Genomic DNA, 24865 nt, shown 5'->3' on the forward strand with positions numbered 1-24865 from the left:
CGCTGAAAGTTCGGTTAGGCGGGAACCGCCGAGAGAAAAACTGCCGATCCGCCGGGGAGTCGCCAGCCGTCCGGGCCGTAGGGATGAACCGCCCCCGGGCCGCCGTAGCGCGGATCTTCGCTCGACCAGACCAGCCGCCACGCGCCCCCCTTCACCGGCGCCAGGAGCGGCTCCGGGGCCGGCCGCAGATCGAGGTCCGGTCCAAGATTGACGACCAACAAGCGATCGTCCCCCTCCTTCCCGAAGAACCGCAGGACGAAGGCCCGCGGTCCCAGGACCGCGCCGTCGATCCCCTCCCGCGACTGCAAAGCGAGAATCGGATCTTCCCGGCGCAATGTGAGAAGGTCCTGATGAAGCCGGTAGATCCCGGCGTGTTTCTCCCGCTCGGAGAAGTCGAGCTTCGATTGCAGAAAGGTGGAATCGCGCCGCGGGTCGGGAATCTCCCGCTGCGCCTCCGGCGTCGCGTAACTTGGAAATTGCGCGAGAAATGCCCTCCGTCCTTTGTGAACCTCCGGGGCAAGCGCATCGTTGTGATCGGCGAAGAAGAGAAACGGACTCGACGCGCCGAACTCCTGCCCCATGAAGAGCAGCGGCGTCTCGGGGGGGAGAAGAAGAAGGGCGGTCATCGCCCGGACCCGCGCCGGATGGGTCAATGCGTTTAGCCGCTCTCCCCGGAGATGATTCGCCACCTGGTCGTGATTCTGAATGTAGTGGACAAAGGCGGCGGCCGGCTCCGTCGTCACGCGCGATCCTCTCGGCTTCTTTTGCCAAAGGTAGTGTTGTCCCTGATAGAGAAAACCCCGCTTGACGGCGGAGATGAATTCCTGCGCCTCGCCGCGATAGTCGGTGAAATAACCGTCCCGCCGGCCGGTCAGGGCGACCAGCGCCGAATGGTGAAAATCGTCGTTCCAGAGGGCGTCGAGGCCGTGCCCCCCTTTTTCCACCGGCGCCAGCGCGATCACCTGCTGCGACTCGTTCTCCCCGATCAACACGATCTCCCGCGGCCGGGCGGCCTCGCGGGCGCGGCGCGACAGATCGGCTAAGACATGTCTCGGGCTTGAGTCAAAAATCTGCTGCGTCGCATCGAGCCGCAGGCCGTCGAGATGAAACTCGGCGATCCAGTAGCAGGCATTCCGGATGAAAAATTCCCGGACCTCTTTTGAGCCGGGCCCGTCGAAGTTGATCGGCTCGCCCCATTCGTTTTTGTAGCGGTCAGTAAAATAGTCGTCGCTGAAGGATTTGAAATAATTGCCGTCGGGTCCGACATGATTGTAGACGACGTCGAGAATCACCGCGATCCCGTGTTGATGGGCGGCATCGACGAAACGCTTCAGCCCCTCCGGATCGCCGTATACATGAGACGGCGCGTAGAGAGCGACTCCATCGTACCCCCAATTCCAGCGGCCGGGGAACTCGGCCACCGGCATCAGCTCAATCATCGTAATTCCGATCCGCTGGAGTTCTTCGATTTCCCGCGCCGCCGCATCAAAGGTCCCCTCCTGGGTAAAGGCGCCGATGTGCAGTTCATAGATCACCTGGCCGGGAAGGCGCGCGCCGGGCCACGCCGTATCCCCCCACCGGTACGCTCCCGGATCGACGACCATCGACGGCCCGTGCGGCCCCTCCGGCTGAAACCGGGAACAAGGGTCGGGACAGCGCGTCCCATCCTCAAACCGGTAACGGTAACGCGCGCCGGCGCCGATGCCTGGAACGGTCCCCGAAAAATAGCCCCCTTTCTCCGCCTCTAACGGAATTGCCTTTCCATCTCCATCCCTCCCCTCAATCACGACCTCCAGCCGTCGGTGTTTGGGGGCCCACACCCGAAACAAAACCCCGGCCTCTTGAACCTCCGCCCCCAATCCCAATCTCCAACCGATTCTGTTTTGCATCATCAATGCTCCACGAAATGAATGCACCCCCCCTCTTTAAAATTATAGAGGTTTGAATCGAAGCGTTTCAAGGAAGGGGAAAGGCGGCCTTTTCAGTTTGACTTGACATTCCTCTTTCTCACCTTGCCTTTTTCGCGAAATTTCGCTATCTTATCGACGGCTCTTCATCCGATTGCGGTCTATATTCAATCGATCGCCTCACTCAACCACCGACGGGAGTCCAAAATGGATATCACACGGGCAACCTATTTTTTGATTGCAACGGAAGATCGTCCCGGCCAGCTCGCGCGCTTTTCAAAGGCGATGTCGGAGCATGAGATCAATCTGGCGGGGGTCTGGAGCTTCGGGACCGGCCGCGGCAACGCGGAGATCATTGCGATTCCGCGCGACCCGCACGCCTTCAAAAAGGTGGCGCGAGAGGCCGGCTGGAGCATCCGCGAGGGGAGCTGTTTTCACCTGACGGGGGAAGACCGGGCCGGGGCGCTCGCCGACACCCTCGACCGGATCGCGCAGGAGGGGATCAATCTTCACGCCGTCGACGCGATGGGTTTCGAAGAGCGCTACTCGGCGTATGTCTGGTGCGACGAGAACGATGTCGAGAAGCTTCGAAAGGTCCTCAAGGGATGGTGACATCCCTCAACGAAGGGAAGGTAAAATGCCAAAAGTGATTTCCGATTCCTGGGTGATGGCCGGTGTCCGCGACATGAAAAAATCGGTCGCCTTTTATACGAAGCTCGGCCTGAAGCCGTCGATCAATCGTCCCTACTATGTCGAACTGAACCTGCCGGGAGGAACGGTCCTCGGCCTCCATTCGATCGGAGCGGAGAAGGGGAAAAAACCGAAAGCGGCCAAGCGGATGGCCGACGGCGGCTGGGGAATCATGCTTCGGGTGAAAAATATCGAGAAGGTGGTGGCCGATCTGAAACGAAAGCGGGTGAAATGCGGTAAGATTACGACCGCGCCGGGTGGCGCCGATTTCGCCTCTCTCCATGATCCCGACGGCAATCGCCTGGTGCTCGTTGAAATGGCGTGACTTGAACGCCCCGCCTCCCTTCGGTTACAATCGAGACAAATGCGTCTGATTTGAGGAAACGAAAATGGTGGTCCGATTGTTTTATATCGCAGTCCTCCTTGCCTTGATGACGATTCTCCCGTTTCTCCCCGCCGCCGGGATCTCGGCCGAAGAAACACCGACCCTCGCGAAAGCGCCGAAACGAAAAGAGCTGAAGGAGGTCCGGGGGAAGATCGTCAAGATCGATCCGATCACCAAACGAATCCGGATCGCACCGGGAATCTTCAGCCGCGCCCAGGAGGTCAGGGTCACCGCGCAGACGGAGATCATGATCCACGGCCGCCCGGCGGCCTTCGGGGCGCTGCAGCCGGGAGATAAAGTGCGGGTCCGCGCCCTCGCCGATCACGAAGACCAAACCGCCGAATCAATCGACGTCGTCTAGACCCTCCTCCCTTATCGGCTTTTCACATCCATCCGATCGCGCAAGCCGTCTCCCAACAGGTTCAGCGCCATCACCACCGACATAATCGCCAACCCCGGAACGGCGGTGAGATGCGGGGCAAGCAGGAGAAACGAGCGGCCGTCGCTCAACATCGCCCCCCAGCTCGGCGTCGGCGGGGTGACGCCGAGCCCTAAAAACGAAAGGCTCGCCTCGGTCACGATCGCCCCGGCGATACCGAACGTCGCTTCAACGATGATCGGCGCGGCGATATTCGGAAAGAGATGGCGGGTGATGATTCGAAGCGGCCCCGCCCCCAGCGCCCGCGCCGCCGCCACATAGTCCAACTCCCGGACCACCAGAATCTGCCCCCGGACCAGCCGGGCGTAGCCGACCCACCCCATCACCGAAAGCGCAATGATCACGTTCCGAAGGCTCGGCCCCAACACCGCCGCCAGGGCGATCGCCAAGAGAATGCCGGGAAAGGCGAGAAAGATATCGACCAGCCGCATGAAGAGCTCATCGAGCCACCCTCCGAAGAAGCCGGCCATCGCCCCCACCAGACAGCCGATCGTAAGAGAGATCGTCACCGTCGCCACGCCGACCCAAAGGGAGATCCGCGCACCGTAGAGAATCCGGCTGAGCAGATCCCGCCCCAGCTTATCTTGACCGAGCGGGTGCTCGGCGGAAGGAGGCGCGAGCCCCTCTTTCAACTGTTGATCGAAGGGATCATACGGCGCCAGAAGCGGCGCAAAGAGGGCGGCGATTAAAAAGAGCGTCAGGAGAATCAGGCCGAGGGTGATCCGTTTGTCTCTATTCATACTGCACCCTCGGGTCGGCCGCGGCATAGAGAAGATCGATCAATAGGTTCACCAAAAGATAGGTCAATGCGATGGCGAGGATGCACCCTTGGACGAGCGGGTAATCCCGGCTTTGGATCGCCTGGATCGTGAGCCGCCCCAGACCGGGCCAGGAGAAGATCGTTTCGGTGATGATCGATCCGGTCAGCAGCGCGCCGATCTGAAGACCGACGACGGTCAACAGCGGGATCAACGCGTTTCGAAGGGCATGTCTTAAAATCACCCGCCGCTCCGGGAGCCCCTTCGCCCGCGCGGCGAGGACAAACTCCTTCGGGAAGATCTCCAATAGCGAGGAGCGGGTCATCCGAACGAGGATCGCCGACATCCCGAGGCCGAGCGTCAAAGCCGGAAGGACCAGAGAGGCGATCCCGTGGCGGCCGGAAACCGGAAGCCAATCGAGCTTCAGTGAAAAAAGAATGATCAGAAGGGGGCCGAGCCAAAAGGTCGGCATCGAGACGCCGAAGAGAGAGAAAAGAAGCCCCCCGGCATCGACGGCGGTGCGGGGGCGAACGGCGGAGAGGATGCCGAGCGGCAGCGCGATCGAAAGGGAGAGGAGCAGCGCCGCGGCGGCAAGCTGAAGGGTGGCGGGGTAGCGCGCCAGGATCAGGCCGGCGACCGGCCGCTGGGAGGTGAGCGACCGGCCCAAATCGCCCCGGGCGACCCCGGCGAGAAATCGCCCGTATTGTGTCAGGATCGGATCATCGAGGTGAAGCGCCTCCCGAAGGGCGGCGCGGTCGGCCTCCGCCGCCCGCTCTCCGAGCATCACATCGATCGGATCCCCTGGGATGAGGTGGATCAGAAAGAAGACCAGCGTCAAGACGCCGAGAAGGACCGGCCCCGACCAGAGGAGCCGACGAATGAGAAAACGGGCCATCGCCTCTCTTAAAACGGGTGATCCGCCGACCGGTAGACGATCAATCGCCTTCTATGGCGCCGCCCCCGATCAATCGGAAACCGAAGAAGATGACAACGCCGGTCAACACCGAAATATAGGCGCTGAAGATCCAGAAGATCTTCATGCGACTCTGAAAAAGCTGGTAACCGAGGAAGAGGGCCACCATCAAACCGAAGATGCAGGCCGTCGTGAACAGGGTCAAAACGAGTTTTCTTCGCTGCGGGGTCATACGCTAAAGCTCAAGCTGATTTTCCCGGGGATTATTCCATAAAGCCGCTCCGATTTTCAAGCTGAAAAATGGGGCTCTCTTTATCGTCGGCCGCCCCTACAAACCGGGGTGACCATACGAATCCGGGCGAATTGACAGGAAAAAGAATTAATGGCAGAATAGCAGCGGTTTTGGGATATCCATGGTCGATTCAGAACACCTCCGGAAAATCTTAAACGGCGCGCTCGGTCTTTCGGCGGAAAAAATTGAAATCACCCCCCTTGCCGGGGACGCCTCCAACCGGTCCTATCACCGGGTTTCGTGGAAGGAAAACGGATCGGCCCGATCTCTTGTTCTGATGGTGTTGGCGGCGCCGGAAGGTTTCAAGGCCTCCGAGGAGGCGGTCAGCGGCGCGCCGACCGAGACGGCCGAACTCCCCTTCATCAATATTCAGCGGCACCTCCGCGTCTGCAAGGTGGCGGTCCCCGAGATCCGCTTCTACGATGCGGCGCGCGGATGGATGCTCCTGGAAGATCTCGGCGACGTCACCCTCGCCCAGGTGATTCAAGAGAAAGCGTCCGGCCATCCCGCCGCTTTGAAAGAATACTATCAAAAAGCGATCGATACCCTCCTGACGATTCAAATGGATGCGAGCGCCGCCCCTTCCAACGGTTGCATCGCGCACCATCGCGCCTTCGACCAGGCGCTCTTCGTCTGGGAGTTCGATCACTTTATCGAATACGGCATCGAAGCCCGAACCGGGACGCCGATCCCTCAAAAGCAACGCGACGCGATACGGGCCTACTTTTCAGATATCGCCCTCCGGCTCGCCTCTCTGCCGCAGGTCTTCACCCATCGCGATTACCACAGCCGGAATTTGATGGTCCAGACCGACTCCGCGGGGTTCGCGGTCCGCGTGATCGACTTTCAAGACGCCTTGATGGGCCCGCCGCAGTATGACCTCGCCTCGCTGCTGCGCGACTCGTATATCGATCTTCCGGAACAGGTGATCGACGATCTGATCGCCTATTACCTTCAGCGGAAAGAGGCCCGTTCGGGAGAGCGGGTGCCGCCGGAGATGTTCCGGGAGTATTTCGACCTGGTCAGCATCCAGCGGAATTTAAAGGCAGCGGGACGGTTCGTCTACATCGACCGGGTGAAGCGGAATCCGCGCTTTCTTCAGTATGTTCCGCCGACGTTGCGGAAGGTGAAGCGGAATCTTGAGAAACACCGGCGATTGGCCCCGCTGCACGCCCTTCTGGCCGAATATGTAGAGGAGTTGCAACCGGAATGAAAGCAATGATTTTGGCCGCGGGATATGGAACGCGGCTTCGTCCCCTGACCAATGACCTCCCGAAACCGCTGCTGCCGGTGGGGCCGCGCCCCCTGATCTACTACAACCTTCTTCTCCTTAAGAAATACGGGATCACCGACGTTTTTATCAATGTTCATTACCTTGCCGATAAGATCATCAAAGAGGTCGGAAACGGTCTCCGTCTCGGGATGAACATCACCTACTCCGAAGAGCCGCAGATCCTGGGAACCGGCGGCGGGATCAAGCAGATTCAGACGGCGATCGCGCGGGGGACCTTCCTCGTCGTTAACGCCGATATCCTGATCGATCTGAACCTCGATAAATTGGTCGAGTTCCATCACCGAAAGAAAGCGGCGGCCACGCTGGTCCTCCGGGACGATCCGGAAGTGGACCGCTTCGGAGCGATCGAAGTCGATCCCAAAGATCAGATCCGGAACATTCTCGGAAAGACGTCGTGGAGCGGGGAGAAGTCGCGCCGGATGATGTTTACCGGCGTCCATGTGATGGAGCCGCACGTGATGGATTATGTTCCCCCCCGGACCTTTTACTCGATCACCGATGCGTACGTGGAGATGCTCCGCCAAAACGAGAAGCTCTTCGGGTATGTGACGCGGGGCTACTGGAACGATATCGGCGAGCTCGACCGCTACAAAAAGGCCGACCGCGATCTGAAACAAGGAAAGATCCGACTCAGCTACATCCGCTCCGAAACGGCGGTCTGATGATCCTCGAAGAGATCGAAGAGAATCCGAACTGCCGGCCCGCCGACATGATGCGGTTTCGCGAAATCGGCCCCGCCAAGGAAGTGGTTCAGGTCCGCCTCTACGATCACGATCCAAACGGCCGGTGGTATCAGGTGACCGGATGGACCGACCGGGAGGAAGCGCCGACCGCCGGGGCGTTCATCCAGCCGGTCGAAGACTCCGGCAGCGGCGTCGCCTACCTTCTCCACAGCGCCGGCAACTGCGGCCTTCGATTCAAACCCGACTCGGAAAGCCCCTGGAGCCTGACCGATCCGGCCCAGTGGGGAGAGCCGTTTCTGCTCCTGGGGGATCTGCAGGATGTGGTGACGACGTAGGCTAATATCTCTCGCGCTGCTTTTCGAACGCCGCTTCATCTTCGGCGGTATAGCCGAAGAGGCTTGGCGCAACCGAGGCGACGTAGTAGATCGGCCGAACGATCACATAGTCGAGCAGCACCCCGACCGGATGAAGAACAAAGGCAACCAACCGGAAGGGATGCCCATACGAAGCGGCGTCGGCCGATACGTCCGCGCGCCGTGCCGCCTCTACCGGATGGAAATCGTCCCCCCTCTGCTTCCCGGCGCAGCCGGTCGATAAAACCGACATCAAGAGAAGCCCCGCCAGGAAGAGGCCTCCCCCTTTCATCCGAACGAACTTTTCCATGTCTCATCTCCTGTCTGATCAAAAAAGCTTTGGGTTTATCCCGCTAGGGATGAATTTGGCTGAGCGGTGTCGGCGGCCCTTCCGTCGTAAACGACCAGCTCTCGGCCGTTAGAAGTGGATTGCCGTCCCGATCTTCGATGCCCTCTTTCAGAATGACGGTGTACCGCTCTCGATAACCGAGCGGCAATAACGGCAGGAAGGTCACCGTCTGAGTGACCGGCTCATACGCGATGACCCCTTTCACCTTCTCCTCATCGAACACAACGATCGAATCGGGCCGGAGGCTGGCCGGCTCGATCGGTTTGTTAAAAGTCACCGAAATGGGGGTCTCCACCGAAACGTGGGAGGCATTCTCCGGCGGCGTGGTCTGCCGAATATCGAGAGGCGCTCCTTCCGTCGATCGGGTGCTGAAGGTCCAGTGGTAAGAGAAGGGAAGATGCCGCCCCTCCAGATCCGCGATCTCGTTGGTGACATCGACCTGATACTGCTTCGACGGCGCCAGCGGCGCGATCGGGGTCCAGATGGCCGACTTCGTCTCGGGGTCATAGTAGATCACCCCCTCGGCCCCTTCCACCTGGAAGGTCTCCTCGGTCAGCGTCCGCGGGTCGATCTGCTTTGTGAACTCCACGATAATCGGGGTGGTCGGCGCGACCTCGCTCTGATTTTCCCCAGGAACGGTCCGGACGATCCCGGGCGACTCGCCAAGCGGACCGATCGCCGCCGCGGCCGGGAAAGGGAGGGCCATCGCCGAGAAGAGAAGCGCGTGTAAAAATGTTGAAACAAAGAGAAAGGGTCGGTTGACCATCGGCTGTCCTGTTTTCCCGAACGCGGTGCAAAGGCCGGACCGGCTTTTCGAGGCGGATAGGGTGATTCCCCGGGATCCTCCCTGAAAAAAGAGGAAACGTCCCACACAAAAGTGAACCTTTTTTGCGAGGTTTCCCTCCCGCCCCTTGTCTTCTTGGAAACGAATTGGCTATAATCCGGTTAACTTAAACGAGAGGGAGGGTTTGCCATGGAGCTCTATCAACGTTCGCAAACAGAAACAACCGTCCAGGATGATCCCGCCGCCAAGGAATTACTTCGGCGGGCCTACGAGAAAACCTCGCGCTGGGGGAAGGAGTTCCCCGGTTTCACCGCCGATCTGCTTCTCAATGATAACGGCAAGGAATACAAGGGAAAGGTCAAGATCAAATCGCCCAAAGAGGCGGAGGTCACCGTCGACGGCGCCGACGAGCCGCTTTTGAAATGGGCCCAAAACCAGATCGGGATGATGGCGGTTCATCGCGCCTCCCGTCCTTTCGAGGAGGCCGACGGCAAATACGCCTTGACCCTCGCCCCGGAAGACCACCATCCCCTCGGCCGCCAGATCATCATCAACGGCGACGGAATGAACTCCCGCTACCGGATCAAAGACGACCGGATCCAGCAGATCTCCCGGAGCATGGGGAAGATGAGCTTCACGATCAACGTCGAGGAGGCGATGACCACCTCCGACGGCAAGCACCTGACCACCCGCTATACCGTCTTCTACTTCTCCCCCGACGGGCAGTTGATGCAGGCCGAGGCCTTCACCGACCGCCCGGCCGAGGTGAAAGGGCTCTATCTCCCCGGGTATCGCCGGATTATTTCGAACGACAAAGGAACGGCGATCGTCCGGATCCTGGAGTTTAAGAATCATCAATTGATGTAATGCGGAGAGGCAAGGAGCCCTGCCGTGACCCGTCTGGAGCGGATGAGAAAGCTGGTCGAACTCGACCCGAAGAGTGAGATCACCCACTTCGGATTGGGACAGGCCTGTTATGACGAGGGCCTCTTTGCGGAGGGGGCGTCGGCGATGGCGCGGGCCATCGAGATCAAGCCCGATTACACCGCGGCCTATGAGATCTTGGGGCGCTGTCTGGAGAAGATGGGAAATCTGGAGGAGGCCGAAGCGGTCTACCTGAAGGGGATCGAGATCGGAACCGTCCGGGGTGATATGATCCCGACCGAAAAAATGAAGGCGCGGCTGAATCGGGTGAAGGGAAAACGGGCCTTACCCGATTCCCCGGCGGGCCCTTCGTCCGGCGCCGCCTAGGAGTTCTCCGTCTGCTCCATCAGCAGCTTGAGCTCTTCGATATAGACCGTCTCCTCCAGCGGGCCGCCCCGGCGGACCGAGAGGAAATAGAGATTCCCCCAGAGGCCAGCGATCCGGTGGATCGCCTCGTGGCGCGGCACTCCCTTCTCGAGCAGCGCCTTAAAGACCACTTCGACCTCTTCGGGATCTTGCTGAAAGAGCTGCTTTTCCACGGCGACGTGCAGGCCGGTGTGAATGAGCGGATTGACGACGTAGCCGTCGATCTCCTGCGGGTGGAAGGCCGCTTCCCCCTGCGGCCACAAAGAATCAAATTCGGGATGCGCTCTCATGGCGTCGGCGATCAGCTCGGAATCGCCGGAGAGATCCTCCTCCCGCTTCATCCGCTCCCAAACGTTGAAGTAGATCGAAAGGGCCTGCTTTGAAAAGAGATAATCCATGCCTGACTCCTTCAAAAGATAAAAAGGCATCTTAACAGAGTCCGATCGGGATGATCAAGGTCGATCTCAAACCGTACGATTGAAGAGGAAGCGATGACCCCGCAACAGAAAGAAGCGTTCGAGCGATTCGTCTTCCGGCACGCCAACCTGACCTTGATTGACTATGCCTTGGGGCACGATATTTTCGACAAGGTGGTTCAGCAACGCTTGAATCGGCTTGAAAAGAATTACTTCCTCACCCTCGCCGAAGCCGAAGAGGCCGAGCTGGTCGAAGCCCGCAAGACCGCCCCGAGCGAGGCGACCCGAATGAAGATCGACCGGCTTTTGAAAAATGCGAGGGAAGTCCGGGAGATTTTGAAGGAGTAGATTGCACCGATCGTCCGCCCCCGCTCCGACCCTTTGCCCCTTCTCATTTGAGAAATCAAAAACTTTTTTGTAAACCTGATGCTTCATTGAGTTTCATCGAAAAGAAAGGAGAAACAATGAAAGGGAGAAGTTCGATTCTTCTTTGGCTGATCGTGTTCATCGCGGGGCTCTGGTTCGGCGGAAGGTTGGCCCGATGGACCGAGACCGAACCGGCGTTCGCCCAGCCTTCACAGGCCAAAGCGGTTCGAGCGGAAGCCTTCGAGCTGGTCGACAAAAAGGGGAAGCTTCGCGCGAAATTGATGATGGGAAAGGACGAAGAGCCGATGCTGGTCGTCTACGACAAGAACGAAAAGCCGGCTGCGGCATACGGGCTTAATAGCGAAGGGCCGGTGCAAGATTTTCTCGGGAGGATTTTGCGGCCATAGGTTGTCATGCGGGAATAGCTCAGCGTTAGAGCATCGCCTTGCCAAAGCGGGGATTCGTCATTTTCTTTGTTTCGGATAAAAGGCAAGTTTTGATTCTGCTTTAATCGATCCGCCTTCCCGTCTCGGGATCGAAAAGATGGATCTTGTTCGACTCGATCGTGAGTCCGACCCGCTCCCCCGGCGCTCCATCGAAATCGGCCGGGGCGGTCGCGCGGACCGTCCGGCCTCCCCAGTTTAACTCCACCCAGACCTCGGCGCCGATCGACTCGATCAGGACGATCTCGGCCGTCATCTCCCCCTCGGCCGGACGGGAAAGACGGATATCTTCCGGCCGGATGCCGAGAACCACCTCTCCCGATGGCACATCCCGGAGCCGCTCCGCCCTCTCTCCCGTGAGCCGAAAGACAACCCCTTCGGCCATCTCGATCCCCTCCCCCACCCACCTCCCTCGCAGCAGATTCATCGGGGGGCTGCCGATGAACTCCGCGACAAAGAGGTTGGCCGGGCGGGCGTAGATCTCCTTCGGCGTCCCCTCCTGCTGGAGCGTCCCCTGGTGCAGCACCGCCATCCGGTCGGAGAGGGTCATCGCCTCGGCCTGATCGTGGGTCACGTAGATCATCGTCGTCTTCAATCGCCGATGCAGCTGTTTCAACTCGCTCCGCATCTCGATCCGCAGACGCGCGTCGAGGTTGGAGAGCGGCTCGTCGAAGAGAAAAAGGCGCGGCTTCCGGACGATCGCTCTTCCTAACGCCACCCGCTGGCGCTGGCCGCCGGAGAGCGACCCCGGCCGCTGCGGCAGGAGCGGCGCAAGTCCGAGCAGCTCGGCCACCTCGCGGACGCGGCGGTCGATCTCGACCGACGGCTCCTTTTTCATTCGAAGGGGAAAGGCGATGTTTTCATAGACGGTCATGTGGGGATAGAGGGCGTAGCTCTGGAAGACCACCGCGACATCCCGCTCCTTCGGCGCCAGATCGTTCACCGGCGCGCCGTCATACAGGATCTCGCCCGAGGTCGGACTTTCCAAACCGGCAATCAAATTCAAAAGGGTCGATTTCCCGCAGCCGCTCGGCCCGACCAGCGTGAAGAACGTCCCCTCCGCGATCGTCAGATCGATCCCGCGGAGCACCCCCTTCTCGCCGAATTGTTTCGTGATCCCCGTCAGCCGCACTTCCGCCATTCGAGCCCCCTATCCTTTCACCGCGCCGGCGGTCAGCCCTTCGACAATCCGCCGCTGAAAAAAGAGGACGAGGAGGATCACCGGCAGGGTCACGACGATCGACGCGGCGGCCATGTCTCCATAGGGAATCTCGTGCAATCCCGGGAAGAGCGCGATCCCGACCGGGATCGTCCGCGACGCCTCGGTCGTCGTGAAGGTCAGCGCAAAGAGAAACTCCCCCCAGGAGAAGAGAAAGACGAGGATCGCCACGGCGGAGAGACCGGGGGCGGCGAGCGGCAAGAGGACCTTCGTGAACGCTTGCAACGGCGCGCAGCCGTCGATCTGCGCCGCCCGGTAAAGCTCCGCCGGGATCTCCTCGAAGAAACGGGTGAGGATCCAGAGGGAGAGGGGAAGCGAGAAGGCGGTGTGGGTGATCACCAGCGCCCACCAGGTGTCTCTTAATCCGAGCGCCCGGACGATCAGATAAAGGGGGCTGACGATCGCCACCGGCGGGAACATCGAAACGCCGAGGGCGACGCCGAGCAGAAGCCTTTTCCCTTTGAAGTGAAGCCGCGCCAACGCGAAGGCGGCAAGGGCGCCGAAGGCGAGGGAGAAAAAGGTCGTCATCCCGGCGACCGCCAGGCTGTTGAGAATGATCCGGAAGAAGGGATGGCCGGTGAAGATCGAGCGGTAATGTTCCAGGGTCGGATGTTGCGGAAGGATCGGCGGCAGGGTGACCAGCTCCGAATCGGGGGTGATCGAGGTGATCGCCTGCCAGACGACCGGCCCGAGAAAGAAGAGCGCCGTCGCGAAGAGAAGGAGAAAAAATCCGGCCTGCTTCAAAGATCGCTTCGTCATGAGGAGAACCTCCTCTCCCGGCCGAGAAAGGCGAGATAAACCAGGCTGATCGCAACGACGCAGAGGAACATCGCCACCGACAACGCGCTGCCGTAGCCGAACTGAAGGGTCTGAAACAACACCTTGTAGGTATAGATAGAAAGGGTCTCGGTGGTGTTCGCCGGGCCGCCGCCGGTGAGGACGTAGATCGCGTCGAAGACCCGGAAGGCGTCGAGGGTCCGGAAAAGGAGGACCACCAGGATCATCGGCGTAAGCGACGGAAGGATGATGTGACGGAAGATCCCCCATCCCCCCGCCCCGTCGACACGCGCCGCGAGATAGAGCTCCCGTGGAATCGTCTGCAGCCCGGCCGTGAGAAGGATCGCCGCGAAGGGAGCGCTCTTCCAAACGTCGATTAAGATCGCCGCATGGATCGCCCAGAACGGATCGCCGAGCCAGTTGACCGGCCCCCCCGCCAGACCCGTTCCGGTCAATATAAAATTGAAAAGACCGAACTCGACGTTGTAGAGCCACTCCCACATCCGGCTGGAGACGACCGTCGGGATCGCCCACGGAAGAAGAACGATCGCCCGCATCCATCCCCGCCCCGGAAAGGCCCGGTCGAGGAGAAGCGCCACCGCCAGCCCCAGCGCCAGCTCCAAAGCCACCGCGACGAGGGTGAAGTAGAGGGTGTTGCCGAGGCTGTTCCAGAAGCGGGGGTCGATCAACAAGAAGCGGTAATTTTCCAGGCCGACGAATTCGACGATCTGGAAGATCGGAAACCTTCGTTGCAGGCTGAGAAAGAAGGCCGCCCCGATCGGAACCAGCGCGACCGCGGCGAGGAGGATCACCGCCGGGGAGACGAGCAGGAAGCCGAGCCGCGTCGTTGCCGACCTCATCCCGCATCCCTCCCGAGGAGGTGGTCCATCTGAAGCGCCGCGTCGCGCAGCGCCCGCTCCGGCGTCTTGATCCCGACCAGCGCTGCGGAGAATTCGGGCTGCATGATCTGAGAGAGCATCGGATAGTAAGGAGAGGCGGGACGCGATCGGGCGAGGGAAAAAACGGCGCGAAGCCCGGCGATGAACGGCTGGGCGGCGATGAGATCGGGATCGTGATAGAGCGCCGTGCGGGTCGGCTTGTAGCCGATCTCGATCGCCATCGTCCGCTGTACTTCCGGAGAGGTCAAGAAGCGGATCAGCGCCTCGGCCTCCTTCGGGTGGCGCGAGAAGCGGTTGACCGCCAGCTGCCACCCCCCGAGGGTCGCCGCCGAAGCGTGGCCCGGGAAGTGCGGCAGCGGCGAGACCCCGACCTTCCCCCGCACCGCCGAGCCCTCTCTTTGAAACAGGTTCCAGGCGTACGGCCAGTTGCGCATGAAAACCGCCCGCCCCTCCCCGAAGAGACGCCGCGTCGTCTCCTCGTCGGCGGTCGTCACCATCGGCGGGGAGACCCCGTTCTCCCCGATCAGATCGCGCAAGAAGGTGAGCGCTTGGGCTGATTCCGCCCCGGCGAGGATCACCTCTCCCTTTTCATCGAGGACCTCCCCCCCCGCCGACCAGATCACCTCCAGGACGTTGCAGATCAGCCCCTCATATTGCTTCCCCTGCCAGACATAACCCCTCAACTGAGGATCGTTCTCTTGCTGGAGGACCGTCCGCGCCGCGGCGGCCAGCGCCTCCCAGGTTTGCGGCGGGTCGAGCCGATATTTTTCCAGAAGATCTTTCCGGTAGTAGAGAAGACCGGCGTCCAGAAACCAGGGGATCGCATAGGCCCGCTCTTCAAACAGGGCCGCGTCGACCGGTCCGGGGAAAAAGGCCTCGCGCTCTTCGGGGGGAAGGAGGTGGGAGAGGTCGCGGACCCAGCCGGCCCGGGCGAACTCCTGAGTCCAGATCACGTCGAGCGACATCAGATCGAAATCGCTCGATCGCCCTTCCAAGCCGATGACGTAAAATTGATGCTGCTGATCGGAGGAAGAGGGAAGGATCTCATCCCGGACGAGAATTCCCGGATGCGTCGCCTCGAATTTCCGCAAGAGCGCCTGGAAGGCGGCGGGGTTTCCCTCGATCTGGCCGTGCTTGAAGACGAGGGTGACCGGCCCTTTCTCCTGCTGGACCCGCTCGGCGGCGGGACAGCCCCAGAGGAGTCCGATCGCTCCCCCCATCATCAGCCAGCCGATGATGAATCGGTATCCTCTGCGCAATCGTCCCTCCGACCTCACCCGTTGCCGCTCCGGCCCTCTTCCCCTGCCTCTTTTTTCTCTGTCCCATTCCCCTGCCCATCCCCTGCCGGCGCTTTGCCGTCGACCGTCCGCGTATAGACCGTCCGGCTGGGAAAAGGGATCTCGATCCCCTCTTTTCGAAACCGTCTCAAGATCCGCTTTCGCAACTCGTGCTGCGCGGGGTACTGATCGGTGAACTCTTGCACCTGGCAGACCAGGGTAAAGTTCAGGGAGAAGTCGCCGAAACCGGGGATGAACCGGACCATGGGGGGAGGATCGGCAAGCAGTCCGGGGATCTCCCTGGCTCCCTCGGTCGCCTCCTCGATGAGGACCCGCTCAAGATGATCGGGGTCGGTCTCATAGCTGACGCCGATCGGGATCAAGAGCGCCATTCGCTTTTCGGGAAGATAATAATTGGTCAGAATGCTCTGGGAGAGCTTGTTGTTCGGGATGATCACCATATTGTTCGGGAGCATCCGGATGCGGGTGGTCCGCCAGCCGATGTCGGTGACATATCCCTCCTGGCCCGACTCCAGACGAATGAAGTCGCCGACCCGGATCGGCTGCTCCACGAGGATATGAATTCCGGCGAAGAGGTTCGAGAGGGTGTCTTGAAGGGCGAGCGCCACGGCGAGACCGCCGACCCCCAGGGCGGTGATCAGGGGGGTGATCGAGATGCCGAGGGTCCCAAGCAGGATGAGAAAACCGATCACGAGGACCGTCCCCTTGATGATCGTCTGAGAGAGGCCGGTCAGAGGAATCGAAATCGCCGCCTTCCTGATCGAATAGGCGACCAGTTGCGAGGAAATGTTGGCCAACACCAGCGTGACCGAGAGGATGACGAGGACATGAATCACCTTGAGGGAATAGGCGACGTAAGGGGCCGGGAGCGGGGAGGTGCCGAGGGCGACGTAGAGTCCGATGGCCACCCCCCAGCCGATCGAAGGAATGCGAAGGGCGGCCACGAACAGGTCGTCGATCTCCGATTCGGTTTTCTCGGACCATCGGCGGAGAAGGCGCAGGAGGACGCTCCGCACGGCCAGGGCGACCGCGGTCGCGCCGGCGAAGATGCCGAAGGGGATCATGATCGTTCGAAAGAGTTCATTCGTCACAGGCTTCCTCCCGGGTCAAGGGCCGCCTTAAGCCCCTTGGATGATCGATGCAGAGGCAAAACAGGTCTATATAAAGGGATTCTGGAGGGAGTGTCAAGCGCAGCCGGGATACCGTTACAGCTGCAGCTGCGCCTCGAACAACGTGGCATAGGCGCCGTTGTCGCGGATCAACGCCTCGTGTGTTCCGCTTTCCACGATCCGCCCCTGGTCGATCACCAAGATTCGGTCGGCGGTCCGAAGCGAGGAGAGCCGATGAGCGACGATCAACGTCGTCCGGTTGGCGAAGAGATTTTTCATCGCCTCTTGAATGCTCCCCTCGGTCTCGGCATCGACGGCGGAGGTCCCCTCGTCGAAGATGATGATCGGGGGATTCTTCAAGAAGGCGCGCGCGAAGGCCAGGCGCTGCTTCTGGCCGATCGAGAGCTTCACCCCCCGCTCCCCGATCCAGGTGTTGTAGCCCTCGGGAAGCTGACGGATGAAGTCGTCGGCGCAGGCGGCGGTGGCGGCGGCGATGACCTGCTCTTCCGACGCGGTCAAGTCGCCGTAGGCGATGTTCTCCCGGACGGTGCCGTTGAAGAGAAACGGCTCCTGGCGGACCAAGCCGATCTGATCGCGCAGCGTCGCCAGCGACATTGCCCGGACGTCGAAGCCGTCGATCGTCACGCTTCCCCCCTGGACATCGTAGAAGCGCATCAAAAGCGAGACGATCGTCGTCTTCCCGCTTCCGGTGGCGCCGACCAGGGCGACCGTTTCACCCGGCGAGGCCGCGAAGTCGATCTGCCTCAAAACCGGGAGGTCCGAGACGTATTGGAACGAGACATTGTTGAACCGGACGAATCCCTGCAACCGGGCCGGGAGGACGATCGGGGTCTCCGGCTCGGCGACCTCCGGCTTCGTGTCGATGATTTCAAAGACCCGCTCCCCCGCCGCGATGGCGTGCTGCAGCATGTGGTTGATCGAGTGGATCTGGTTGATCGGCGCGTAGAAGAGGGCGGCGTAGGCGAAGAAGGCGACCAGCTCCCCGACCGTCATCGCTCCGGTCGACACTTTGTAAGAGCCGAACCCTAAAATCAGCACCGTCCCCATCGAGGCGAGAAAAGCCATCCCCGGCGAGTAGTACGACCAGAGGCGGGCGACCTCCAGACTTCCGTCGCGGCAGGCGGCGCTCTTCTCGGCAAACCGTTTTGCTTCATGCGATTGCCGGTTGAAGATCATCGTCTCGCGGATGCCGGAGATCGAATCTTGGAGGAGGGCATTGAGGTCGCCGAGCCGCTGCCGGACATTTTTATAACAATGGTGAATCCGCCGGGTAAAGAGGACGGCGGAGAAAGCCAGAATCGGCAGCGGGATCATCGCCACCAGGGCGAGCTGCCACTGGATGGAGAAGAGAACGACGGTGATCCCGATCAGCGTCAAGGCGGCGATCAGCAGATGCTCGATTCCGTCGATGAAGATCCGCTCCATGTTCTCGACGTCGTTGTTGATCCGCGACATGATCTCGCCGGTGGAGCGGTTTTCAAAATAGGAGATCGAAAGCCGCTGCGTCGCCCGGTAGACCGTGTTCCGAATATCGTAGATCACCTTCTGCTCGAAGACGTTGTTCAGGCGAATCCGGGCGGTGTTCGAAAGGGCTTTGACGGAAAAGACGCCGATCATCCCCAACGTTAGGAAGAGGATCAACCGCGTGTTTCCGGAGCCGACCCCTTCGTCGATGACCACCTTGATCAGCCAGGGGGGAATCAGATCCATGAGAGTGGTCAAGATTGCAGCGCCCAGGGTCAGCGCCGCGAGTCCCTTGTACGGCTTGATAAAAGCCAAAACGCGAAGTATAAATTTCAAATCTATCCTTTCTTAAAATCAATGAGGAATCTGAGAATTAGGAATGAAGGTCTGAGAGAAGAGCAATGGGTGAAAGATTCTTTTTGATTCCTAATCGAACAATTCCTCATTCCTCATTGTACTTTATATCATGCTTCTGAAGATCGGCGACGTCGCCGGAGGAAATAAAAAGTCGTGGCCGAAAGGGCGGCGAGGCCGCCGAGCGACCAAGGGGAGAAGAGCAATTTCCTAATTCTACCTGAGACAGGCGCTTTGGCGCGGGCCTGGAGAAGAAGATCTCCCGGATGTTTGTGGGCCAGCCGTTTCTCGCCGTTACTCTTCCCTTCCGGGAGCGAGCGTTCGATTTCGGAGTTGATCTCCGCTCCCAAGAGAATCATCAGCGCGCTCAGATACATCCAGGTCAGCAGAATGATCACGGCGCCGATCGCCCCGTAGGTTTTATTGTAGTTGCCGAAATGGCTGACATAATAAGAGAAGGCGAGCGAGACGGCGATCCAGCCGAGCACGGCGAGGACCGATCCGGGGGTCACCCACCGCCACTCCTGCTCGACATCGGGCCCGAAGTAGTAAATGGCCGCGACCACCGTGATCATGATGAGCGTGGCGAGAAAAAGCCGAAGGAGGTTCCATCCGATCAGAAAAGAGGCGCCGAGTCCGGTCCAATTCGCGAGCCACTCTCCGATCGCGCCGCCGAAGATCATCAGGACCGCCGAGAAAATGATGAAAACAGAAAGGGAGACGGTCAATCCCAGGGCCGTCGCCTGAACCTTCCACCAGGGACGCTCCTCTTTCACTCCGTACGCTTTGTTGAGCGCATTGATTATAGCGGCCATTCCCCGCGAGGCGGCCCAAAGGGTGACGGCCAGTCCGATCGAAAGGAGCCCGCCGCGCTGTTCTCGAACGATCTGATTGAGGGTTTTTTGAACCAGCGCCATCGCCTCTGCCGGGAGGACCTGCTGGAGATAGCCGAGAAGCTCCTGATAAAGGTTTTCGACCGGCAGGTAACCGATCAACGTCACAAGAAAGAGAAGGAGGGGAAAAAGGGCAAAGAGAGAAAAGTAGGCGAGTTCGGCGGCAACGGAAAAGATATCGTCTTCGTTGATCTGTTTCCAAACGTCGGCCGCAAGCTGCCGCGGGGTCAGCGTTCCCAGCGCCCACCGGCGGAAACGTTCCCGCCAGGTGAGCCGGTTCTGATTGTTTCCTTTTACTTCCAAAATGAAATCCTAAAAGCTACCCCCACATCTCCTCCGGGATCGCCAGGCGCTTCACCGGGCGGCCGTTCGAGATATGCTCTTCCATAATCTCGGCGACATCGGCCGGCTTGACCCCTTTATACCAGGTGCCGTCGGGGTAGACGACGACGGTCGCGCCGATCGGGCAAGGGCCGAGGCAGCTCGACTCGGTGACTAAAATTTGTCCGAAGAGCTCCCGCTTTTCCATTTCGGCGAAAAAGGCCGGTACGAGTTCTTTGCTCCCCTTCTCGCCGCACGATCCGCGGGGATTTCCCGGAGGGCGGGTGGTTGTGCAAACGATAACATGATATTTCGGCTTCGGCATAACGTCTCCTTTGTGATCGGTTTTTCGAGAAAGATCTTTAGTTTTATCACAGGGAGACGGTTCTCTTCAAGAAAAACAGGTGAGGCGCAAGGCGTTAGGGGTAAAGACAAATTCTTTGAATCTTTATGAACCTCACGCCGAACGTCTCCTTCCTTGTCGCCTTACGGCATCTTCGCCGCGCCGCCGTCGATCCGAACGGTCGACCCGGTCATCCAGGTGACGTTCGGCGAGGCGAGAAAGACGACCAGCCGGGCCACCTCTTCCGGGCTTCCCATCCCCAGCGGGATGGCGGCGCCGGTCTCCCGCTTGAGCATCTTCTCGACCTCTTTCGCCGGTTTTCCCATCCGCTCCGCCAGGAGAGAGGCTTCCACCTCCCAGGAGGGGGTCCAGACCGCCCCGGGAGAGACGGTGTTGACGACGATCTTATCCCTGGCAAATTCCATGGAGAGATACTTCCCCAGCGCGATCAAGGCCGCCTTGGCCACCCGGTAGTCGGGAAATTTCTCCTCCATCTCGGTCCCGGAGGTCGAGGCGATATTGATGATCCGGCCTCCTCCCTGCCGCTGCATTGCGGGGATCGCTTCGCGGCAGCTCCGCACCGCCGCCATCAGATCGAGATGAAACGTCGCCTCCCACTCCGAATCGGTCAGGTCGAGAAAGCTCTTAAAATGGAGCGGCCCGCCGAGGTTGTTGATGAGGAGGTCGATCCGGCCGAAGCGCTTGATGGTTTTTTTGATCAATTGGCGGGGCCCGTCCGGTTTCGTGAGGTCAACGGGGACGGCAAGTACGCCGACCCCTCTCTTCTCGACCTCGGCCGCCGTTTGAGAGAGTTCCTCTTTTCCCCGCGCACAAAGCGCAATCTCGGCCCCCTCATCCGCCAGAGCCAGGGCGATCGCTTTTCCGATCCCCTTGCTCCCGCCGGTGACCACCGCGATCTTCCCTTTCAGTCCGAGATCCATCCTTTCCTCCAATTGTTTCCAATTGTAAGACAGTTTCATTCCCCCTGTCCAGCCTGGGTTTGGCGGCGAAGCGCCGCTCGTCCCTATGCCAAACCCGATTCGATCACCTTTTGACTTGTTTCCCTCCAAAACAATAGAATAAAATTATAGAAGTTGTTTGAGTTCATTTTCATGGGTCTCAAAAATGATCAATAGCGCTGAAATCTGGCAAAAGGTATCCGAGGCGATCCAATCGACCCGGACGGTCCGCCTCTCCTACATCAAGCAGCGTGGGCAGATCGTCGGGCATGAGATTGTTCCACTGGACATCCTGGTCAAAATCCGCCCGGAGGGAAAACGGGTTGAGTATCTCTTCGGCCATCGGCTCGACTTCGGCTGGTGGGAAGATCGGGAGCAGACCCACCGCCAATTCCTCCTCGACCGGATCCTCTCCCTGCAGGTGACCGATCACCGTTTCAATCCCGCCGATTACCTCGATCTCTCCCGCTCGCAACCCCGCTGGTGCATTCCCCGAAACTGGGCCAAGGCCGCGTAGATGAAAACAGGTCGACTGCTGGCTTTTATCGTCATCGCCGGTTCTCTCGGCTACTCCCTCTCTTTGCTTCGTCCGGTGGCGGCGGAGAAAGTCGCTTGGGAGATGCGCGCCCCGGCGCCGATGCCTCGCACGGAGGTGTCGGCCGCCGTCCTCGATGGAAAGATTTATCTGGTCGGCGGCTTCACAAAAGAAGGGGTCACGTCGCGGGTCGAAATGTATGATCCGGCGACCGACCGGTGGACTTCCCGGGCGTCGATGCCGGTCGCCCTTCATCATGCCGGCGCGGCGGTGTTGAACGGAAAGCTCTACATCGTCGGCGGCCTGGAGGGGGGGCGGTCATGGAAACCCTCCAGCGGTCTCTGGGAGTACGATCCCCGGACCGACCGATGGACCGCCAAGCGGGAGATGCCGACGGCGCGAGGGGCGCTGGGGGTCGGCGTGTCGGAAGGGAAGCTCTATGCCGTCGGCGGATTGGGGGCGACCCGGCCGTTTGAGCTGCTCGGCAATACCGGCGCAAACGAGGCCTACGATCCGGCGACCGACCGATGGGAGAAGAAAGCGCCGCTGCCGACGCCGCGCGACCACCTGGCCGTGGCGGTCGTGAACGGAAAAATTCATGCGATCGGCGGGCGCTTCAACAGCGACTACTCCGAAAACCTCGCCCTCCACCATATTTATGATCCGGCCGCGAACCGCTGGGGCGAAGCAGCCCCTCTTCCCAAACCCCGGAGCGGAATCGCCGCGGCGGTTCTCAACGGGAAGATTTATCTCTTCGGCGGCGAGGCCCCCCAAGGAACGTTCGCCGACAATGATGTCTACGATCCGGCCACCCAGCAGTGGGAATCGGCCCCGCCGATGCCGACCCCTCGCCACGGTCTCGGCGCCGCGACCATTGGAAATCAAATCTTCGTGATCGCCGGCGGACCCAGACCCGGCGGCTCCGTCAGCAGTACGAATGAGGTATTCCGGGCGGAATAAGGTTGCACCTCTCAACGGGATCGATCCCTCTTTCGCGCCCATTCCGACCGTTCGCTTCGCAGCAGGAGACCGGGACATGTTGATCCCCCCTGCGCCCGGTCGACTCATTAAAGTTAAATGCATTTCGTAGGAGGAAGAATGGATTTCGCCGTGAATCATTATCCGATCGGGCTCTTGGATTCTTATGAGCCGCCGTGCCTCTCGCTCTACCAACCGACGAACCGGCATCATCCGGACAACCGGCAGGACCCGATCCGGTTTCGGAACCTGGTCGATTCCATGGAGGAATCGTTGCGTCAGAAGTACCCGGCGCGCGAGATTCAACCGCTCCTGGAGCCGTTTCGCGCGTTGGCCGGCGATCACGACTTCTGGAATCACACGCTGGACGGACTCGCCGTGCTCGGCACCACCGGCCTGTTTCGCGTCTACCGGCTCCAGCGGCCGGTCCCCGCGCGGGCGGTCGTGGCCGACAGCTTTCATATCAAGCCGCTGCTGCGCATCGTTCAGTCGGCCGACCGCTATCAAATCCTCGGCCTGAGCCGGGAGAAGATCAGACTCTTCGAGGGAAACCGCGACACCCTCGACGAGATCGCGCCAGCCGAGGGGGTCCCGCGGACGATCACCGAGGCGCTGGGCGAGGAGCTGACCGAGCCGCACCAGACCGTCGCCTCCTACGGGGGGGCCGGGGGGCCGGCGATGCACCATGGCCACGGCTCGAAGAAGGAGGAGGTCGATATCGACGCGGAGCGATTTTTCCGGGCGGTCGACCGGGCGGTCCTGGAGCGCCACTCGAAGCCGTCGGGGCTGCCGCTGATTCTGGCGGCGCTGCCGGAACACCACACCCTCTTCCGCCGGGTCAGCCATAATCCGTTCCTCGTCGCCGAAGGAATCGATATCCATCCGGATGCCCTGTCGGGCGAGGCGCTGCGCGACCGCGCTTGGCAGGTGATCCTACCGCAGTATCTTGCGCGGTTGGCCCGGCTGGTTGCGGCGTTCGGGGAGGCGAAGTCGAAGGGGCTCGGCGCCGACGCGCCGGCGCAGGTCGCCGAAGCGGCCGCGTCGGGGCGGGTCGCGACGCTGCTCATTGAAGCCGACCGTCAGATTCCCGGCCGGATCAGCGCGAGCGGCCGGATCGAGCGTGCTGACCCGGCCGATCCGGAGGTGGACGATCTGCTCGACGACCTGGGAGAGCGGGTCCTGAAGAAAGGGGGCGAGGTCGTGATCGTCCCCGCCGACCGGATGCCGACATCGACCGGAATCGCCGCGATTTACCGGTTTTGAGGAGGATCAACCGATGCAAATTCAGACGAATACCGACAGCAGCATCAAAGGGAACAATACCCTCTCCCAACAGGTCGAGGCGGTGGTGGAGGGGGCCTTGGGCCGGTTCGGCGACCGGATCACCCGGGTGGAGGTTCATCTCAGCGACCTGAATCGCAACAAATCGGGCGATGATGATAAACGCTGCCTGATGGAAGCCCGCCTTGCGGGACTCCAGCCGATCGCAGTGAGCCATCAGGCGGCGACCCTGCAGCAGGCGATCGACGGCGCCGCCGAGAAGTTGGAAAGGTCGCTCGACAGCACCCTCGGACGCCTGGACGACCGAAGGACGCCTCCTCCGGCCGGAGAGGCGGGGCCGTTGGACTAGTCCTTGTCACATGTACATCGGGGTCGCACCGCCTCCGTAAAATAGCGACGAAGACTGGGGGGGAACCGCTAAAGCGCAGGTGATCTCTCTCACTCATCCATATCAGTTATTGACTCGGCTCCCCTCCTGTCTACAAAATAGCGGTACAAACACAAGGAGGAGACGCCATGAGCACAACGGGTCTGGACGTTTTCGACACGACGGTACATAAAACCAACCACTGGCTCAACAACTTGGAAAATCTGCTCGGCTGGAACGACAAGCATAAAGCCTATCTCGCCTTGAGATCCACGCTGCAAGCGTTGAGGGACCGTCTTACGGTAGAGGAGGTGGCGCAGCTCGGAGCGCAACTTCCCATGCTGATCCGCGGCTTTTACTACGAAGGCTGGGATCCGACACACACACCTCAGAGAATAAGAGACAGAGAACAATTCTTACTCCGCATCAAGCAGCAATTCAGAGGGGATGAGATCAATCCCGAGGGGGTTGCCCGCGCCGTCTTCGCGTTGCTTGAACATCGGATCACGGAAGGCGAGATCGAAGATGTGAAGAACATATTGCCGGCCGAGATCCGGGACCTTTGGCCGAATATTCCGCGCTCGCGCGCCGCATAACGGGCCCCTATAGCGACCCACTTCTCCAAAACGCTCCGTGCGAATCAGTGCGACCCGACTCATCTAACCGCGTCTGACGAACGGTCTGC

31 protein-coding genes are annotated in these 24865 nt (G+C 60.5%); 16 read left to right on the top strand and 15 right to left on the bottom strand.

The genetic code is table 11. The features are described 5' to 3' along the window. Positions 1–14: 14 nt before the first annotated feature. Positions 15–1892 (bottom strand): malto-oligosyltrehalose trehalohydrolase, encoded by a 1878-nt coding sequence (gene treZ, locus MNODULE_RS00425; protein WP_168057535.1) that lies wholly within the window; start codon positions 1890–1892, stop codon positions 15–17. 222 nt (positions 1893–2114) lie between these two features. Between treZ and MNODULE_RS00430 the strand changes: the two genes are divergently transcribed. The 3 genes from MNODULE_RS00430 (at position 2115) to MNODULE_RS00440 (ending at position 3343) form a co-directional block, all read left to right on the top strand. Continuing rightward, entirely contained in the window at positions 2115–2519 is a 405-nt protein-coding gene (locus tag MNODULE_RS00430; RefSeq protein ID WP_168057536.1) for a hypothetical protein, read from the top strand. Between the two features lie 25 nt (positions 2520–2544). Then, positions 2545–2922, top strand: a complete 378-nt coding sequence (locus MNODULE_RS00435) for a VOC family protein (protein WP_168057537.1) — start codon at positions 2545–2547, stop codon at positions 2920–2922. Positions 2923–2986: 64 nt separating this feature from the next. Continuing rightward, a complete protein-coding gene (locus MNODULE_RS00440; RefSeq protein WP_168057538.1) occupies positions 2987–3343 on the top strand; it encodes a hypothetical protein in 357 nt (118 codons plus the stop codon). An 11-nt stretch (positions 3344–3354) separates the two neighbouring features. On the opposite strand, the gene nikC is transcribed toward MNODULE_RS00440, so the two are convergent. Next, the gene (nikC, locus tag MNODULE_RS00445) at positions 3355–4161 is read right to left on the bottom strand and encodes a nickel transporter permease (protein WP_168057539.1); all 807 of its coding nucleotides are present in this window, start codon (positions 4159–4161) and stop codon (positions 3355–3357) included. After that, the gene (gene nikB / locus MNODULE_RS00450) at positions 4154–5074 is read right to left on the bottom strand and encodes a nickel ABC transporter permease (protein WP_168057540.1); all 921 of its coding nucleotides are present in this window, start codon (positions 5072–5074) and stop codon (positions 4154–4156) included. The genes nikC and nikB overlap by 8 nt, the downstream gene beginning before the upstream one ends. Between nikB and MNODULE_RS00455 the strand changes: the two genes are divergently transcribed. The 4 genes from MNODULE_RS00455 to MNODULE_RS00470 all read left to right on the top strand — a co-directional run bounded on the left by MNODULE_RS00455 (position 5058) and on the right by MNODULE_RS00470 (position 7696). After that, a complete protein-coding gene (locus tag MNODULE_RS00455) occupies positions 5058–5366 on the top strand; it encodes a hypothetical protein (RefSeq protein ID WP_168057541.1) in 309 nt (102 codons plus the stop codon). The genes nikB and MNODULE_RS00455 overlap by 17 nt on opposite strands. A gap of 139 nt (positions 5367–5505) precedes the next feature. Beyond that, positions 5506–6597: an aminoglycoside phosphotransferase family protein gene (locus MNODULE_RS00460; RefSeq protein ID WP_168057542.1), complete on the top strand. Its 1092-nt coding sequence runs from the start codon at positions 5506–5508 to the stop codon at positions 6595–6597. After that, a complete protein-coding gene (locus MNODULE_RS00465) occupies positions 6594–7340 on the top strand; it encodes a nucleotidyltransferase family protein (RefSeq protein ID WP_168057543.1) in 747 nt (248 codons plus the stop codon). Before MNODULE_RS00460 ends, MNODULE_RS00465 begins: the two co-directional genes overlap by 4 nt. After that, positions 7340–7696 carry a hypothetical protein gene (locus tag MNODULE_RS00470; RefSeq protein ID WP_181070896.1) on the top strand — a complete coding sequence of 119 codons (357 nt, stop codon included), beginning with the start codon at positions 7340–7342 and terminating at the stop codon, positions 7694–7696. The genes MNODULE_RS00465 and MNODULE_RS00470 overlap by 1 nt, the downstream gene beginning before the upstream one ends. Before the next feature lies 1 nt (position 7697). Here MNODULE_RS00470 and MNODULE_RS00475 read toward each other — a convergent pair whose 3' ends face one another. Then, entirely contained in the window at positions 7698–8024 is a 327-nt protein-coding gene (locus MNODULE_RS00475; RefSeq protein ID WP_168057544.1) for a hypothetical protein, read from the bottom strand. A 43-nt stretch (positions 8025–8067) separates the two neighbouring features. Continuing rightward, positions 8068–8829, bottom strand: coding sequence for an Ig-like domain-containing domain (locus MNODULE_RS00480; RefSeq protein ID WP_168057545.1), 762 nt, complete (start codon positions 8827–8829; stop codon positions 8068–8070). Between the two features lie 207 nt (positions 8830–9036). Here MNODULE_RS00480 and MNODULE_RS00485 point away from each other — a divergent pair, with 207 nt between their 5' ends. Beyond that, positions 9037–9714 carry a DUF3386 family protein gene (locus MNODULE_RS00485; RefSeq protein WP_168057546.1) on the top strand — a complete coding sequence of 226 codons (678 nt, stop codon included), beginning with the start codon at positions 9037–9039 and terminating at the stop codon, positions 9712–9714. Positions 9715–9738: 24 nt separating this feature from the next. Further along, complete coding sequence (locus tag MNODULE_RS00490) at positions 9739–10098, top strand: tetratricopeptide repeat protein (protein ID WP_168057547.1); 360 nt, start codon at positions 9739–9741, stop codon at positions 10096–10098. On the opposite strand, the gene MNODULE_RS00495 is transcribed toward MNODULE_RS00490, so the two are convergent. Further along, the gene (locus tag MNODULE_RS00495) at positions 10095–10535 is read right to left on the bottom strand and encodes a DUF1841 family protein (protein WP_168057548.1); all 441 of its coding nucleotides are present in this window, start codon (positions 10533–10535) and stop codon (positions 10095–10097) included. The genes MNODULE_RS00490 and MNODULE_RS00495 overlap by 4 nt on opposite strands. 93 nt (positions 10536–10628) lie before the next feature. On the opposite strand from MNODULE_RS00495, the gene MNODULE_RS00500 reads away from it, so the two are divergent. Further along, positions 10629–10901, top strand: coding sequence for a hypothetical protein (locus MNODULE_RS00500; protein WP_168057549.1), 273 nt, complete (start codon positions 10629–10631; stop codon positions 10899–10901). Positions 10902–11017: 116 nt separating this feature from the next. After that, a complete protein-coding gene (locus tag MNODULE_RS00505) occupies positions 11018–11326 on the top strand; it encodes a hypothetical protein (RefSeq protein ID WP_168057550.1) in 309 nt (102 codons plus the stop codon). A 100-nt stretch (positions 11327–11426) separates the two neighbouring features. Here MNODULE_RS00505 and MNODULE_RS00510 read toward each other — a convergent pair whose 3' ends face one another. The 9 genes from MNODULE_RS00510 to MNODULE_RS00550 form a co-directional block, all read right to left on the bottom strand. Continuing rightward, the gene (locus MNODULE_RS00510) at positions 11427–12503 is read right to left on the bottom strand and encodes an ABC transporter ATP-binding protein (protein ID WP_168057551.1); all 1077 of its coding nucleotides are present in this window, start codon (positions 12501–12503) and stop codon (positions 11427–11429) included. Between the two features lie 9 nt (positions 12504–12512). Further along, the gene (locus tag MNODULE_RS00515) at positions 12513–13340 is read right to left on the bottom strand and encodes a carbohydrate ABC transporter permease (RefSeq protein WP_168057552.1); all 828 of its coding nucleotides are present in this window, start codon (positions 13338–13340) and stop codon (positions 12513–12515) included. Continuing rightward, positions 13337–14218 carry a carbohydrate ABC transporter permease gene (locus MNODULE_RS00520; RefSeq protein WP_168057553.1) on the bottom strand — a complete coding sequence of 294 codons (882 nt, stop codon included), beginning with the start codon at positions 14216–14218 and terminating at the stop codon, positions 13337–13339. The genes MNODULE_RS00515 and MNODULE_RS00520 overlap by 4 nt, the downstream gene beginning before the upstream one ends. Further along, positions 14215–15516, bottom strand: a complete 1302-nt coding sequence (locus MNODULE_RS00525; protein ID WP_168057554.1) for an ABC transporter substrate-binding protein — start codon at positions 15514–15516, stop codon at positions 14215–14217. Before MNODULE_RS00525 ends, MNODULE_RS00520 begins: the two co-directional genes overlap by 4 nt. A gap of 14 nt (positions 15517–15530) precedes the next feature. Beyond that, entirely contained in the window at positions 15531–16646 is a 1116-nt protein-coding gene (locus tag MNODULE_RS00530; protein ID WP_320412326.1) for a mechanosensitive ion channel family protein, read from the bottom strand. Between the two features lie 114 nt (positions 16647–16760). Next, on the bottom strand, positions 16761–18485 hold the full coding sequence (locus MNODULE_RS00535) for an ABC transporter ATP-binding protein (RefSeq protein WP_168057555.1): 1725 nt from the start codon (positions 18483–18485) through the stop codon (positions 16761–16763). Between the two features lie 128 nt (positions 18486–18613). Continuing rightward, entirely contained in the window at positions 18614–19699 is a 1086-nt protein-coding gene (locus MNODULE_RS00540) for a YihY/virulence factor BrkB family protein (protein ID WP_168057556.1), read from the bottom strand. Between the two features lie 16 nt (positions 19700–19715). Continuing rightward, positions 19716–20042 (bottom strand): (2Fe-2S) ferredoxin domain-containing protein, encoded by a 327-nt coding sequence (locus MNODULE_RS00545; protein ID WP_168057557.1) that lies wholly within the window; start codon positions 20040–20042, stop codon positions 19716–19718. A gap of 161 nt (positions 20043–20203) precedes the next feature. Further along, positions 20204–21001 (bottom strand): SDR family NAD(P)-dependent oxidoreductase, encoded by a 798-nt coding sequence (locus MNODULE_RS00550; protein WP_168057558.1) that lies wholly within the window; start codon positions 20999–21001, stop codon positions 20204–20206. Positions 21002–21185: 184 nt separating this feature from the next. Between MNODULE_RS00550 and MNODULE_RS00555 the strand changes: the two genes are divergently transcribed. From MNODULE_RS00555 to MNODULE_RS00575, 5 genes are all read left to right on the top strand, one after another. Then, positions 21186–21536, top strand: a complete 351-nt coding sequence (locus MNODULE_RS00555) for a WYL domain-containing protein (protein ID WP_168057559.1) — start codon at positions 21186–21188, stop codon at positions 21534–21536. Further along, positions 21537–22514: a Kelch repeat-containing protein gene (locus MNODULE_RS00560; protein ID WP_168057560.1), complete on the top strand. Its 978-nt coding sequence runs from the start codon at positions 21537–21539 to the stop codon at positions 22512–22514. A 138-nt stretch (positions 22515–22652) separates the two neighbouring features. Then, complete coding sequence (locus MNODULE_RS00565; protein ID WP_168057561.1) at positions 22653–23795, top strand: baeRF3 domain-containing protein; 1143 nt, start codon at positions 22653–22655, stop codon at positions 23793–23795. A 13-nt stretch (positions 23796–23808) separates the two neighbouring features. Then, positions 23809–24162 (top strand): HPF/RaiA family ribosome-associated protein, encoded by a 354-nt coding sequence (locus MNODULE_RS00570; protein ID WP_168057562.1) that lies wholly within the window; start codon positions 23809–23811, stop codon positions 24160–24162. Positions 24163–24329: 167 nt separating this feature from the next. Then, positions 24330–24776 carry a DUF2267 domain-containing protein gene (locus tag MNODULE_RS00575; RefSeq protein ID WP_168057563.1) on the top strand — a complete coding sequence of 149 codons (447 nt, stop codon included), beginning with the start codon at positions 24330–24332 and terminating at the stop codon, positions 24774–24776. The last annotated feature ends 89 nt before the right edge of the window (positions 24777–24865 follow it).

It is taken from the genome of Candidatus Manganitrophus noduliformans (genome assembly GCF_012184425.1).
In the GTDB taxonomy this organism is placed as follows: domain Bacteria; phylum Nitrospirota; class Nitrospiria; order SBBL01; family Manganitrophaceae; genus Manganitrophus; species Manganitrophus noduliformans.